Origin of the sequence: Klebsiella quasipneumoniae subsp. quasipneumoniae (assembly GCF_020525925.1) — a bacterium.
GTDB classification, from domain to species: Bacteria; Pseudomonadota; Gammaproteobacteria; order Enterobacterales; family Enterobacteriaceae; genus Klebsiella; species Klebsiella quasipneumoniae.
Genome location: NZ_CP084876.1, coordinates 4,384,109 through 4,398,261 on the forward strand (window position 1 = coordinate 4,384,109; position 14,153 = coordinate 4,398,261).

General features: G+C 56.5%; 14 protein-coding genes. 7 read left to right on the top strand and 7 right to left on the bottom strand.

Annotated elements, in window-relative coordinates; translation table 11 throughout:
* Nucleotides 1-28: 28 nt before the first annotated feature.
* The 4 genes from LGM20_RS21150 to LGM20_RS21165 all read right to left on the bottom strand — a co-directional run bounded on the left by LGM20_RS21150 (nt 29) and on the right by LGM20_RS21165 (nt 3,597).
* The gene (locus LGM20_RS21150) at nt 29-1,282 is read right to left on the bottom strand and encodes a polysaccharide deacetylase family protein (protein WP_023292008.1); all 1,254 of its coding nucleotides are present in this window, start codon (nt 1,280-1,282) and stop codon (nt 29-31) included.
* A 58-nt stretch (nt 1,283-1,340) separates the two neighbouring features.
* Nucleotides 1,341-1,781, bottom strand: coding sequence for a PTS sugar transporter subunit IIA (locus LGM20_RS21155; RefSeq protein ID WP_023292007.1), 441 nt, complete (start codon nt 1,779-1,781; stop codon nt 1,341-1,343).
* Nucleotides 1,782-1,903: 122 nt separating this feature from the next.
* Nucleotides 1,904-2,674, bottom strand: coding sequence for an ABC transporter permease (locus tag LGM20_RS21160; protein ID WP_004204389.1), 771 nt, complete (start codon nt 2,672-2,674; stop codon nt 1,904-1,906).
* Nucleotides 2,671-3,597, bottom strand: coding sequence for an ABC transporter ATP-binding protein (locus tag LGM20_RS21165; protein ID WP_044521051.1), 927 nt, complete (start codon nt 3,595-3,597; stop codon nt 2,671-2,673). The genes LGM20_RS21160 and LGM20_RS21165 overlap by 4 nt, the downstream gene beginning before the upstream one ends.
* 178 nt (nt 3,598-3,775) lie before the next feature.
* Here LGM20_RS21165 and can point away from each other — a divergent pair, with 178 nt between their 5' ends.
* On the top strand, nt 3,776-4,438 hold the full coding sequence (can, locus tag LGM20_RS21170) for a carbonate dehydratase (RefSeq protein ID WP_004204385.1): 663 nt from the start codon (nt 3,776-3,778) through the stop codon (nt 4,436-4,438).
* Between the two features lie 48 nt (nt 4,439-4,486).
* Here the strand turns inward: can and hpt are convergent, their stop codons facing one another.
* Both hpt and LGM20_RS21180 read right to left on the bottom strand, forming a co-directional pair.
* Nucleotides 4,487-5,023, bottom strand: coding sequence for a hypoxanthine phosphoribosyltransferase (gene hpt / locus LGM20_RS21175; RefSeq protein WP_004204384.1), 537 nt, complete (start codon nt 5,021-5,023; stop codon nt 4,487-4,489).
* Between the two features lie 4 nt (nt 5,024-5,027).
* The gene (locus LGM20_RS21180; RefSeq protein ID WP_032426021.1) at nt 5,028-5,147 is read right to left on the bottom strand and encodes a hypothetical protein; all 120 of its coding nucleotides are present in this window, start codon (nt 5,145-5,147) and stop codon (nt 5,028-5,030) included.
* Between the two features lie 79 nt (nt 5,148-5,226).
* Between LGM20_RS21180 and LGM20_RS21185 the strand changes: the two genes are divergently transcribed.
* Nucleotides 5,227-7,617, top strand: a complete 2,391-nt coding sequence (locus tag LGM20_RS21185) for a glucose/quinate/shikimate family membrane-bound PQQ-dependent dehydrogenase (protein WP_032455031.1) — start codon at nt 5,227-5,229, stop codon at nt 7,615-7,617.
* A 74-nt stretch (nt 7,618-7,691) separates the two neighbouring features.
* Here LGM20_RS21185 and cueO read toward each other — a convergent pair whose 3' ends face one another.
* Nucleotides 7,692-9,293, bottom strand: a complete 1,602-nt coding sequence (gene cueO, locus LGM20_RS21190) for a multicopper oxidase CueO (RefSeq protein WP_023292004.1) — start codon at nt 9,291-9,293, stop codon at nt 7,692-7,694.
* 145 nt (nt 9,294-9,438) lie between these two features.
* Between cueO and LGM20_RS21195 the strand changes: the two genes are divergently transcribed.
* The 5 genes from LGM20_RS21195 (at nt 9,439) to speD (ending at nt 14,113) form a co-directional block, all read left to right on the top strand.
* Nucleotides 9,439-9,786, top strand: a complete 348-nt coding sequence (locus LGM20_RS21195) for a YacC family pilotin-like protein (RefSeq protein ID WP_004204381.1) — start codon at nt 9,439-9,441, stop codon at nt 9,784-9,786.
* Nucleotides 9,787-10,031: 245 nt separating this feature from the next.
* Nucleotides 10,032-10,442: a hypothetical protein gene (locus LGM20_RS21200; RefSeq protein WP_023292003.1), complete on the top strand. Its 411-nt coding sequence runs from the start codon at nt 10,032-10,034 to the stop codon at nt 10,440-10,442.
* 653 nt (nt 10,443-11,095) lie between these two features.
* Nucleotides 11,096-12,286: an FKBP-type peptidyl-prolyl cis-trans isomerase N-terminal domain-containing protein gene (locus tag LGM20_RS21205; RefSeq protein ID WP_162824048.1), complete on the top strand. Its 1,191-nt coding sequence runs from the start codon at nt 11,096-11,098 to the stop codon at nt 12,284-12,286.
* 147 nt (nt 12,287-12,433) lie between these two features.
* Nucleotides 12,434-13,294: a polyamine aminopropyltransferase gene (gene speE, locus LGM20_RS21210; protein ID WP_004204376.1), complete on the top strand. Its 861-nt coding sequence runs from the start codon at nt 12,434-12,436 to the stop codon at nt 13,292-13,294.
* A 24-nt stretch (nt 13,295-13,318) separates the two neighbouring features.
* Nucleotides 13,319-14,113: an adenosylmethionine decarboxylase gene (gene speD / locus LGM20_RS21215; RefSeq protein ID WP_004204375.1), complete on the top strand. Its 795-nt coding sequence runs from the start codon at nt 13,319-13,321 to the stop codon at nt 14,111-14,113.
* Nucleotides 14,114-14,153 lie beyond the last annotated feature (40 nt).

Sequence of the window (14,153 nt, forward strand, 5' to 3'; positions counted from 1 at the left end):
ACGCTGCGCTCAGGCGCAGCGCCGAAGTTTACCCCTGCGGCTGGTTACTGATCAGCCGCGACATCGTCTCCAGCGAATCCGTGCGTAAGATATATAACCGCTTTAGCAGAAACGGATTGTCCCCCGGCTTCACCTTCCCACGCACTGTCGTCACCGCCATATGAAACCCGGCGTCATTCGCCGCCTGCACCGCCGTGGCGTTATAGCCGCCGAAGGGATAGGAAAGGTAGAGCACATGTGGATTAAACTGGCTCAGCGCCCGACGCGAACGGGCAAAATCAAACAGAATATTATGGTAATTGCGGCTGAATAAGATCGGCCGCCGGCCGGCGTCCACCCGGTGCAGGAAGTGGGTATGCGACTGAATGTCAAAGACGTCCTGGATCTGCCGGAGCTCAGAAATGCTCATGAACTGCAGCGATTTCGGATCCCATTGCTGCGGATGACGCTTGATGCGCGAAGAGATAATAAAAGCGGTGGCGTGGAAGCCATACTGTTTCAACACCGGATAGGCGTAGCGGTTTACCGATTTCAAACCGTCATCGAAGGTAATGGCGACTGCCCGCGCCGGAAGGTTAATTTTATTGCGCACGTAGCCTTCCAGCTGATACAGGGTCAGCGTGGTATACCCCTGATCCCGCAGCCAGGTCATCTGGTTATTGAAGGCGCGTACCGAGGTGGTGGTCGAGGTATGGCGGAAACGGGTGTTCTCTTCGTCACGCAGAATATGGTGATAGGTCAGCACGGGGATCCCGTTATCCTCCTGCGCATCCAGACTGCTGACCCACGCCAGCCGATCGCCAATGCGGATCTGAAACCAGGTCTGATTGAGGCGGTCTTTCAGCTTGCTGAGGATCGGATAGCGCAGATTATTGGCCAGCGTGCCGAACGGCGCGCTGCTCACTGAGGGAGCGTCATAGAGCGGTGTATCTTTCCAGGTGAGTAAATTCTGGTTACTCAGCGGCTTATTGAGATCCCCCAGACGGTCCTCCACCCGCTGCTTACCCTGCACTGGCTCCAGATGGCCCTTGTCAATAAACCCGGTGCCGAAGCCGAAGCGAAACTCATAGTAATCAGCCGCCGTCGGGACAACCGCGAGGATCTGCCCGGCACGCACATTGCCCACGCTGACCACATGGTTCCCTACCTGCGCCCAGATCACCGCGTCTTCGGTGGTTTGCATATAGCGCACAGGTTTGCCCTGCTGACTAAGCAGACTGGCGGAGGCGCTGAGTGAGGTCAGTAAAAGAAGCAGAGTAAAAAATCGGACAAGCATGCGCATCGAACCGGTAAACCATCAACGGCGGTTATTGTAACAAAAGCGGCATCTGTCCCGCTGCTTAATTTCCAAAGGTATCATGACGCAACCGGAACGGGGGATTCTTCTGCTGCTGATGCCACAGGCTGCTCACCATCGGTCCGCCCGCGCTGACGATAGCCTGGCGAAACGCCTCGCTGCTTAACGTGTCCCGCAGCAGATACATTCGCTCAAGTAATGAATAGCTGACGCCGGAGATCACTTCGCAGTGGGTATGTTTGTGACTCATCAGCGCCGCGGCCCGATAAGGCGCCGCGCCGGTTCTGTCGGTTAGGAAAATGACCCCGTCCCCGGAGTCGGTGGCATGCAGCGCATCGCACATCATCCGGCTCAACATATTGCTGCTGAGATTGCGCCAGTAATTGACCGCCCGGCACTGGGCCAGCGGACCAAATTTTTGTTCAAGACGATCCAGCATCTCCTGCGCCAGCTCATCGTGGCAGGTAATGACCCAACCAAGCATGCTTCCCTCCTTAGCCAGCCAACAATGTAGCAAGGGGAAGATGGCGTATCGGTGATGGGGGTCAAAGATAAGCGGTTAGCGCTTCGCGTATTGGCGTCCGGAAGCGCTAACCGTGATGAGTATCAGCTACGCAGGCCGCGACCGCGCTGGATTAACGACCAGCAGAGGAGATAGAAGGCGACGATGAAGACCACCAGCACCGCAAAGGTGGTCACCAGCGGCACATCGTTGATACCGAGGAAGCCGAAGCGGAAGCCGCTGATCATGTAGACGATGGGGTTCAGATGCGACAGCCCCTGCCAGAACGGCGGCAGCAGGGTCAGCGAGTAGAACACCCCGCCGAGATAGGTCAGCGGCGTCAACACAAAGGTCGGGATCAGGCTGATGTCATCGAAGGTCTTGGCAAACACCGCGTTCAGCAGTCCGGCCAGCGAGAACAGCACCGCGGTGAGGAGCAGCGTCAGGGCGACAAACAGCCAGGAGTGAACCTGGAACGGCACAAAGAACAGCGACACCGCGGTCACCAGGATACCCACGCACAGCCCGCGCGCCACCCCGCCGCCCACGTAGCCGGCGATAATCACGTGCGTCGGCACCGGCGCCACCAGCAGCTCCTCAATGTTGCGCTGAAACTTGGCGCTGAAGAACGACGAGGCGACGTTGGCGTAAGCGTTGGTGATCACCGCCATCATGATCAGGCCCGGCACGATAAACTGCATGTAGGTAAAGCCATGCATCTCGCCGATGCGCGACCCGATCAGGTTGCCGAAAATCACGAAGTACAGGGTCATGGTGATCACCGGCGGCACCAGCGTCTGCACCCAGATGCGCATAAAACGGTGGATCTCTTTGGTCCAGATGCTTTTCAGCGCGACCCAATAAAGCTGCATCATGCTGACTCTCCTTTTCGCTCATGCACCAGGGTGACAAACAGCTCTTCCAGACGGTTGGCTTTGTTACGCATACTCAGTACTTGCACCCCCTGGGCGCTCAGCTGCGCGAAAACGCTGTTAATCCCCTGCTCGCGCAGGACCTCCACTTCCAGCGTCGAGGTATCGACCAGCTGATACTGGTAGCCCTCGAGCTTCGGCACCGGGCTTTTTGGCGCGAGGTCGAGAATAAAGGTCTCTGATTTCAGCTTCGACAGCAGCGCTTTCATCGAGGTGTTTTCCACCAGCGTACCGTGCTGGATGATGCCGATGTTGCGGCACAGCATTTCGGCCTCTTCCAGATAGTGGGTGGTCAGAATAATGGTGGTTCCACGATCGTTGAGATCCTTGAGGAAACCCCACATCGAGCGGCGTAGTTCGATATCGACGCCGGCGGTCGGCTCGTCGAGGATCAGCAGCTTCGGCTCATGCATCAACGCGCGAGCGATCATCAGGCGGCGCTTCATCCCCCCGGAGAGCATCCGCGCGCGTTCGCTGCGTTTTTCCCACAGATCGAGCTGTTTTAAGTACTTTTCGCTGCGGGCGATGGCTTCTTTACGCTCAACGCCGTAGTAGCCCGCCTGGTTAACGACGATCTGCTGCACGGTCTCGAACGGGTTAAAGTTAAACTCCTGCGGCACCAGGCCAAGCTGGCGCTTGGCGTTGACGACGTCTTTCTCCAGATCGTAGCCAAAGACATTGACCTGACCGGAGGTTTTGTTCACCAGCGAGCTGATGATGCCGATCGTCGTGGATTTTCCCGCCCCGTTCGGGCCCAGCAGGGCATAGAAATCCCCCGCTTCAACCTGCAGGTCAATTCCCCGCAGCGCCTGAACCCCGCCGGGGTAGGTTTTTTTGAGCTGTTTTATTTCCAGAGCAATGGTCATTAAATATCTCTTCTCGTGTCATGACACGTCATTAACCCGCCTGACTGACGTTTGCGCTGTAGTGGCGCGGCCAGCGCATCTGCAGCCGGAAGTATCACGGGTTAAGATGGTTTTAAAAAAGGTGAGCTTACCCTATATTAGCGCAACGCACTTACTTGGTTACAGGCCGATAATGTCCATGAATGATATAGATACACTCATCAGCAATAATGCACTATGGTCAAAAATGCTGGTGGAAGAGGACCCCGGCTTTTTTGAGAAACTGTCGCAAACGCAGAAACCGCGCTTCCTGTGGATTGGCTGTTCTGACAGCCGCGTACCCGCTGAGCGACTCACCGGCCTGGAGCCAGGCGAACTGTTTGTGCATCGTAACGTGGCGAATCTGGTGATCCACACCGACCTCAACTGCCTGTCGGTGGTGCAGTATGCCGTCGATGTTCTCGAAGTCGAGCACATTATTATCTGCGGCCATTACGGCTGCGGCGGCGTACAGGCGGCGGTGGAGAACCCGGAGCTGGGGCTCATCGACAACTGGCTGCTGCATATCCGCGATATCTGGTTTAAACACAGCTCGCTGCTGGGGGAAATGCCGGAGGAGCGCCGTCTGGATACCCTTTGTGAACTGAACGTAATGGAGCAGGTGTACAATCTGGGACATTCGACGATTATGCAATCGGCGTGGAAGCGCGGACAGAAGGTGACCATCCACGGCTGGGCATATGGCATTCACGACGGACTGCTGCGCGATCTGGATGTGACCGCCGTGAGCCGGGAAACCCTTGAACAGCGCTATCGCCACGGGATCTCCAACCTCAAGATCAAGCACATCAACCACAAATAGCCTTCAGACTTAGCCACTCTGGCGCGCGCGCCAGAGTGGGATATCCCCTTACTCGTCCAGCAGGGTGACTTTGCCGATATACGGCAGATGGCGGTAGCGCTGAGCGTAGTCGATACCGTAGCCCACCACGAACTCGTCCGGAATGGCGAAACCGACGAACTCAACCGGGACATTCACTTCACGGCGGCTTGGTTTATCCAGCAGCGTACAAATGGCCAGCGACTTAGGCTCGCGCAAGCTGAGGATCTCACGCACTTTAGACAGGGTATTGCCGGAGTCGATGATATCTTCCACGATCAGAACGTCTTTACCACGGATGTCTTCGTCCAGATCTTTGAGGATTTTCACATCACGGGTAGTGGACATGCCGCTGCCGTAGCTCGAGGCGGTCATAAAATCGACTTCATGCGGCACCTGCACTTCACGGCACAGGTCGGCCATGAACATAAACGAGCCGCGCAGCAGCCCCACCAGCACCATTTCGCTGCCGCTGTCCTGATAATGTTCGTTGATTTGACGACCCAGTTCCGCGATGCGCGCTTTGATCTCGGATTCCGGGATCATCACTTCTACAGTATGTTTCATAAGACTAACCATTTGATTCTAAATATAAATCATCAAAGCCGCTGCTTTCGCCCCGACGATGACCGGCAAGCCATCCAGTATACCAGCAAAAAGAAATCTGCGGTGCAGGGATTAATAAAGCCATATTTGTGATTCCGATCACACTTGTTAAATCCTATAATTAATTGCAGTTAAAAAATTAACAAACACATGAGTAACTTTCTATGGCTGAAACAAAGTCTCAACAATCAAGGCTCCTGGTGACGCTGACTGCGCTATTTGCAGCGTTCTGCGGCCTCTATCTTTTAATCGGCGGAGCATGGCTGGTCGTGCTTGGCGGCTCCTGGTACTACCCCGTCGCCGGTCTGGTGATGCTGGGCGTGACCGTGATGCTGTTCCGCGGCAAGCGCGCTGCGCTGTGGCTGTACGCCGCGCTGCTGCTGGCGACCATGATCTGGGGCGTCTGGGAAGTCGGCTTCGACTTCTGGGCGCTGACGCCGCGTAGCGATATCCTCGTCTTCTTTGGTATCTGGCTGATCCTGCCCTTTGTCTGGCGTCGTCTGCCGGTGCCTTCCGCTGGCGCCGTAGGCGCGCTGGTCGTCGCCTTGCTGATCAGCGGCGGCATGCTGACCTGGGCCGGTTTTAACGACCCGCAGGAGATCAACGGCACTCTGAGCGCCGACGCCACCCCGGCGGCGCCGATCTCCAACGTTGCCGACGGCGACTGGCCGGCCTATGGCCGCAACCAGGAAGGCCAGCGCTTCTCCCCGCTGAAGCAGATTAACGCCGACAACGTGAAGAACCTGAAGGAAGCCTGGGTGTTCCGCACCGGCGACCTGAAACAGCCGAACGATCCGGGTGAAATCACTAACGAAGTGACGCCGATTAAAGTCGGCGACACGCTCTTCCTGTGTACCGCCCACCAGCGTCTGTTCGCGCTTGACGCCGCCTCCGGTAAAGAGAAGTGGCATTTTGACCCGCAGCTGAACGCCGACCCGTCGTTCCAGCACGTCACCTGCCGCGGTGTCTCGTATCACGAAGCGAAAGCGGATAACGCCCCTGCCGACGTCGTCGCCGACTGTCCGCGCCGCATTATCCTGCCGGTGAACGATGGTCGCCTGTTCGCAGTGAACGCCGACAACGGTAAGCTGTGCGAAACCTTTGCCAACAAAGGTATTCTCAACCTGCAGACCAACATGCCGGTGACCACGCCGGGCATGTATGAACCCACTTCCCCGCCGATTATCACCGATAAGACCATCGTGATTGCCGGCGCAGTTACCGATAACTTCTCTACCCGCGAGCCGTCAGGCGTGATCCGCGGCTTTGATGTGAATACTGGTAAACTGCTGTGGGCCTTCGATCCGGGCGCGAAAGATCCGAACGCCATCCCAAGCGATGAGCATCACTTCACGCTCAACTCACCCAACTCCTGGGCGCCTGCCGCCTACGACGCCAAACTGGATCTGGTCTATCTGCCGATGGGCGTGACCACTCCGGATATCTGGGGCGGTAACCGCACGCCGGAGCAAGAGCGCTATGCCAGCTCGATTGTCGCGCTGAACGCCACCACCGGTAAGCTGGCCTGGAGCTACCAGACCGTCCACCACGATCTGTGGGATATGGACATGCCTTCCCAGCCGACGCTGGCTGACATTGAAGTCAACGGCAAAACCGTGCCGGTCGTCTATGCTCCGGCGAAAACCGGCAACATCTTCGTGCTGGATCGCCGTAACGGCGAGCTGGTGGTCCCGGCCCCGGAAAAACCGGTTCCGCAGGGCGCCGCCAAAGGCGATTACGTCGCCAAAACCCAGCCGTTCTCCGATCTGAGCTTCCGTCCGAAGAAAGATCTGACCGGGGCGGACATGTGGGGCGCCACCATGTTCGACCAGCTGGTGTGCCGCGTGATTTTCCATCAGATGCGCTATGAGGGTATCTTCACCCCGCCATCTGAGCAGGGCACCCTCGTCTTCCCGGGTAACCTGGGGATGTTTGAATGGGGCGGTATCTCCGTCGATCCGAACCGTCAGGTGGCTATCGCCAACCCGATGGCGCTGCCGTTCGTCTCTAAACTGATCCCACGCGGCCCGGGCAACCCAATGGAGCCGCCGAAAGATGCGAAAGGCTCAGGCACCGAGTCCGGCGTGCAGCCGCAGTACGGCGTCCCGTACGGCGTCACCCTGAACCCGTTCCTGTCGCCGTTCGGTCTGCCGTGCAAACAGCCGGCCTGGGGCTATATCTCCGCGCTGGATCTGAAAACTAACGAAGTGGTATGGAAAAAACGTATCGGTACCCCGCAGGACAGCCTGCCGTTCCCGATGCCAGTTAAACTCCCATTCACCATGGGTATGCCGATGCTGGGCGGTCCGATCTCCACGGCGGGCAACGTTCTGTTCATCGGCGCGACCGCGGATAACTACCTGCGCGCGTACAATATGAGCAACGGCGAGAAGCTGTGGGAAGCCCGTCTGCCAGCCGGCGGTCAGGCCACCCCGATGACCTACGAAGTGAATGGCAAACAGTATGTTGTCATCTCTGCCGGCGGTCACGGCTCGTTCGGTACCAAAATGGGCGATTATATCGTCGCCTATGCGCTCCCGGATGAGGCGAAATAAAACGCAAAACGGCAACGAAAGTTGCCGTTTTTTTTGTCTTTATCCCCTCTCCCACGCGCCTGGGCTATACCGCCCTAAACCGTGAACCCCAACATCATCCCGGTGTCTTCATGTTCCAGCAGGTGGCAGTGGGCCATATAGGCAAACTCCTTCGGCGCCGGATGATCAAACTTCACTAATACTTCACTCACGTCCCCTTCCACACGCACGGTGTCTTTCCAGCCGCGACGATGCGCCGCTGGCGGCTTGCCGTTTTCGCTCAGGATGCGGAACTGGGTGCCGTGGATATGGAACGGATGCAGCATCATGTCGCCCTTACCCGAAATCACCCAGCGCTCATACTGGCCTCTGGCGGCGGCGAACATCGGCACATTCATGTCGAAGGCTTTGCCGTTGATGCGGTTGGCGTTATGGAAATCAAATCCCTTGCCCGACGACATGCCATGATCCATGCCGGACCCGTGGTTCATGTTGCTCATGTCGCCGTGGTGCATATTCCCCATGTCGCCCATCCCGCCGTGCCCCATCATGCCGTGATCCATTCCTGCCATCGCCTGATCGCCATATTTCTCCATCAGCGCCTGCATGCCCATCCTGTCGAGCATCGGATCCATCGACAGCTGGAGCTGACGCTGCGTCAGCCCCGTCAGAGAAGGTAGCGCCGGCATAGCGGCCAGGGTATCCAGCAGCTTGCCGGAGGCAGGAATGACCAGCGGCTGGACGCGCAGTACCGGCTGTGGTTTATCAAAAGGCGCAATGGCCATGCCCATCTGACCCACCGGCAGGGTCACCAGATCAAAAGGTTTGCCGTCGCTGGTGTCCACCAGCACCTCAAAACGCTCCCCCATCAAGACCGGCAACTCATTGACCTTCACCGGCTCTGCCAGCAGACCGCCGTCGCTGGCCACCACGTACAGCGGGCGCTTATCGCTGGTCGCAAAATTGAGGGAACGGGCATTACAGCCGTTCAGCAAGCGCAGACGTAGCCAGCCGCGCGGGGCGGCATGTTCAGGATAGAGAGCGCCATTGGTCAGCAGCGTATCGCCAAACCAGCCGACGGCAGCGCTCATCACATCCAGCTGATAATCAATTTCGCCAGCGGCGGTAAACTTCTTGTCCTGCACAATCACCGGTACATCATCGATTCCCCACTGCTTCGGCAACAGCAGGCGTCCGCTCTCTTCATCCTCGATCAGCACCAGCCCCGCCAGCCCCATCGCCACCTGCCGACCGGTGGTCCCGTGCTGATGCGGGTGAAACCAGCAGGTGGCCGCCCGCTGCGTTGGGGTGAAGCTCACCGTCCGAGTGGCGCCCGGGGCGATGACCCCCTGTGGTCCTCCGTCGACCTCGCCCGGTACCTCCAGACCATGCCAGTGCAGCGTCGTCTCCTCTGCCAGCTGGTTGGTAATGTCCACCGTGATAGCCTTCCCCTGCGTCAGCTGCAGCGCGGGACCCAGTAGCGAGCCGTTATACCCCCAGGTGGTGGCGTTCAAAGCGCCAAACTGCGTTTTGCCCGCCTGGATGGTCAGCGCGATACGGTTGCGCGCATCAGCCGTCAACAGCGGCGGTACCGGCAGGGCCGGGCGACTGGCCGCAAAGACCGCACGGCTCCAAAGCGGTAACGCGCTGGCCATGCTGACCGCGGCGGTCAGTTTGAGGAAGTCTCGACGTTGCATATTCACATCCTTTTATTCTGCGGGCGAATATTTGAGCTTAAACCCTACCGTAACGGGAAGGTCAAGCAGAAGAGTAAGAATAAAGATCGGCGCTGTGTAAAGAAGTATGCTAATTTGAAGCGTCGGTGATCTAACGGTAGAAAAAATGAAGACGCTTTTCAGAACAATGGTACTCGGCAGCCTGCTTACTCTCTCCGCCAACAGCTACGCGCTCAGCGAATCAGAAGCGGAAGACATGGCTGATTTAACCGCGGTTTTTGTGTTTCTGAAAAACGACTGTGGCTACCAGAACCTGCCCAACACGCAGATCCGTCGCGCCCTGGTGTTCTTTGCCCAGCAGAACCAATGGGACCTGAGCAACTACGACAGCTACAACATGAAAGCGCTTGGCGAAGACAGCTATCGCGATCTCAGCGGCATTAACCTTCCGACGGCGAAAAAATGTAAAGCGCTGGCCCGCGATTCACTTAGCCTGCTGGCTTACGTCAAATAATTTCCCGCGCGGGCGGCAACGCGCCGCGCTTTTCCCCGACTCACCCGCCTTTAATATTTACCATTATTATTTTATACAAAATAAACTTTATCTACCTCGCAATACATCAAGCCAATAAATAAATTAAACCCGTACTAACAGCCCTGGCAGATAAAAACAATAAAATATCCCTAACGATATATTGCAAAATAAAAAGCAGCCTTTTAGAATCCGTTGAAAATATATCTACTTCATGGACTGAAATTGTGAATATCTCGCTGACTCTTCGTATTATTCCACTTGCCGCTATGTTATTAGCCGGCTGTAGCAATACCGCCCCTCGCCAGCAGGTAAAACCGCTCACCACCCCGCTAACGTCGCAGCAGCAGGCAGAGCAGGAGCGAGCGGCCAGCGAACAAGCGCGCATTGAATCCTGCCGACAGGCGCTGGACTCGCTAAAAGAGGTTAACCCACAGCAGGCAACCAAACTCAGCAATGACTTCAATGCCTTAGTGCGTGCGGCGTCACAATACAACAGCGTGCGCGAGAAAGTGGCGGATCCCACCCGGCTTGGCATTGACTCCATGTATCAGTTTAAATCCATCAAATTGTGCGCCGATATTCAGAAAACGCTAATCGATAGCCTGGTACAGCGGGGTGAAAGCAAGCAGCCATGAACAGAGCCGCCACGCTGACCCTCAACGCGCCCCTGCTGATGCTCGTCGCGGCGCTGGCGCTTTCAACACCTTTCTTCGCCGGCGCCGCGCCGGCGTTTCTTGACTACGCCCAGCAGCAAACCCAGGCGCATGTAAAAAGCGATGCTGCAACCGCAAAGCAAACGTCAGGCGATCGTCAACCTGCGGATAATAAAAAAAAGACACCCAATACCGCACAATTGCAAAAAAGAATCGTCAGCCAGCAGGCGACGATTGAGCAAAAAAATAAAACTATTCAGCAATTAAAAAAACAGCTTGCTAACACTCCGGCCACAGAAACCTCCATCGCGAATGAGCAAGCGGCCTTAAATAACAAAATAAAAGAATTACAGATCGCCTTAACCGCCGCCACCGCGAAAAATGAGGCGTTAATTAAAAAAGAAGGCGCAGTCCAGAATACGACTCTGCAGCAAAGTCAGGCCGCCGCGCTGAAGCAGATCCAACAATTAACGTCACAGCTTCAGCAAGCCGCAGCTGAAAATAAACGGCTCAGCGCCAGCCTCACCGCTCTGAAGACAGATAAGCAGACGCTGGCTAACCGGCTCGCCGCGGCAGAGAAGGCGCAGCAGACCACCCTCGACCAGGTCAAAACCCTTAACGCCGACAAACAGCCGCTGGTCAACCGGCTGGCGGCGACGGAAAAAGAGAAGCAGACCGCCCTCGACCAGGTCAAAACCCTTAACGCCGATAAGCAGTCTCTGGCTAACCGGCTGGCGGCGACGGAAAAAGAGAAACAGACCGCCCTCGACCAGATCAAAGCCCTTAACGCCGACAAACAGCCGTTGGTCAACCGGCTGGCGGCGGCGGAAAAAGAGAAGCAGACCGCCCTCGACCAGATCAAAGCCCTTAACACCGACAAACAGCCGTTGGTCAACCGGCTGGCGGCGGCGGAAAAAGAGAAGCAGACCGCCCTCGACCAGATCAAAGCCCTTAACGCCGATAAGCAGTCGCTGGCTAACCGGCTCGCAGCGGCGGAGAAAGCGCCATCGAGCCGTGCCGATGCCGCCGTGGCGGCAAAAGATGAGCCCCCCGAGATGGCGGCCATAGTGGCGGCCTATCGCCTGCAGGCGGACAAAGATAACGCCCAGCTGCGGATGAAAGAGGATGAAATCCAGCTGCTGCGGACGCAGCTGACGGTCCCGCCGAGAAATACCACCGGCAAAACCGCCGCCAAACTCAGCGCGCCAGGTGAACAGCAGGCTTACGCCATCGGCGCCTCGATGGGTACAGAGGCGCTTAATGTCCTCACGACTCGTCGCACTCAGGGAGTTAACGTCGACGCTGGCCTGGTGCTGCAGGGCATCGAAGATGCTTTCAGCGGCCAGCTTCGCCTCGGCGAACAGGAGCGTAACAAAGCGCTGTTTGACATTTCACAGCAGGTTTTCCAGAACCTGAATAAAATCGAGCAGAAAAACATCAGCGCCGGTCAGAAATACCAGCAGGCGTTTGCGCGCAAAAAAGGTGTGGTCTTCAAAGAGGGCGTCTACAGCCGTATCGATTACCCGGGTAAAGGAAAAATTAGCGGCAACGATCTGGTGACCGTGGTGATCAAAGAGATGCTGACGGACGGAACGGTGATCAATGATATGGAGACGAAAGATCAGGCGCTTACCCAGAAACTGGATGCCTATCCCCCGGTATTTCGCGGGCCGCTGAAGCGCCTGCAGAACCACGGCTCCGTGACGCTGGTCGTCCCGCCCGACAAAGCCTATGGCAGTAAAGGGTTGCCACCGAAGATCCCCCCAGGCGCCACCATGGTCTATTCCGTGCGGATAGTGGATAGCCAACCCGCGCCGGTAAAATAGCCCTGTCTCCCCACCGCCCTCTCCGGGCGGTGCTGTTATTCCTACCGCATTGCTGCAATAACCGCCGTGCATCCTCATCTATAGTTGTCTATGATGTTGCACTCGTTTTACGGGTGTAACAGATGTTAACGAAGGAGGAGCCTCACCGTGGCCGATAATCCACTGTGGCATGAAACGCTGCATGACCATTTTGGTCAGTACTTTAGCGTTGATAACGTGCTGTACCACGAAAAAACCGATCATCAGGATCTGATCATCTTTGACAACCGCGCCTTTGGCCGGGTGATGGCGCTGGATGGCGTCGTGCAAACCACCGAACGCGATGAGTTTATCTATCACGAAATGATGACCCACGTGCCGCTGCTGGCTCACGGCAACGCCAAGCATGTCCTGATCATCGGCGGCGGCGATGGCGCGATGCTGCGCGAAGTCTCTCGTCATCGCAGCATCGAAAGCATCACCATGGTGGAAATCGACGCCGGGGTGGTCTCATTCTGCCGCCAGTACCTGCCCAACCATAGCGCCGGCGCCTATGACGATCCGCGCTTTACGCTGGTGATTGATGATGGCGTCAATTTTGTTAACCAGACGACGCAAACGTTTGATGTGATCATTTCGGACTGTACCGACCCTATTGGCCCGGGGGAAAGCCTCTTCACCTCGGCTTTTTATGAAGGCTGCAAACGCTGCCTGAATCCGGGAGGGATTTTCGTTGCGCAGAACGGCGTCTGCTTCCTGCAGCAGGATGAAGCGGTCGGTAGCCATCGCAAACTGAGCCACTATTTTCGCGACGTCAGCTTCTACCAGGCGGCGATTCCGACCTATTACGGCGGGATAATGACCTTTGCCTGGGCGAGCGACAACGAGGCGCTGCGCCATCTTTCCAGCGAAATCATTCAGGCGCGCTTTCACAAAGCCAACCTGACCTGCCGTTACTACAATCCGGCAATCCATACGGCGGCCTTCGCCTTACCACAATATCTGCATGATGCTCTGTCCGCACCGTGAAGCGAAATAAGGGGGTGAACTAAATTGAAAAAATTGAAGCTGCACGGCTTTAACAACCTGACCAAAAGCCTGAGTTTTTGTATCTACGATATCTGTTACGCCAAAACGGCAGAAGAGCGCGACGGCTACATCGCCTATATCGACGAACTTTATAATGCCAATCGCCTGACAGAGATCCTGAGCGAAACCTGCTCTATTATTGGCGCTAATATCCTGAATATCGCCCGCCAGGATTATGAACCCCAGGGCGCCAGCGTGACCATTCTGGTAAGCGAAGAGCCCGTCGACCCGCGGCTTATCGACCAGACCGAACACCCCGGCCCGCTGCCTGAAACCGTGGTCGCCCATCTCGATAAAAGCCATATCTGCGTGCATACCTATCCGGAGAGTCACCCGGAAGGCGGCCTGTGCACCTTCCGCGCCGATATCGAAGTCTCTACCTGCGGGGTTATTTCACCGCTCAAAGCGCTGAACTATCTGATTCACCAGCTGGAATCGGACATTGTGACCATTGACTACCGCGTGCGTGGCTTTACCCGCGACATCAATGGGATGAAGCATTTTATCGATCATGAAATCAACTCAATTCAGAACTTTATGTCTGACGATATGAAGTCGCTGTATGACATGGTCGACGTCAACGTTTATCAGGAAAATATCTTCCATACCAAAATGTTGCTTAAGGAGTTCGACCTTAAGCATTACATGTTCCATACCCGACCGGAAGAGTTGACCGCTGAAGAGCGCAAGGTCATTACCGACCTGCTGTGGAAAGAGATGCGCGAGATTTACTACGGCCGCAATATTCCTGCCGTGTAATGCCTCAAATGCCCGGCGGCGATTTTGCGCGCCGGGCCTG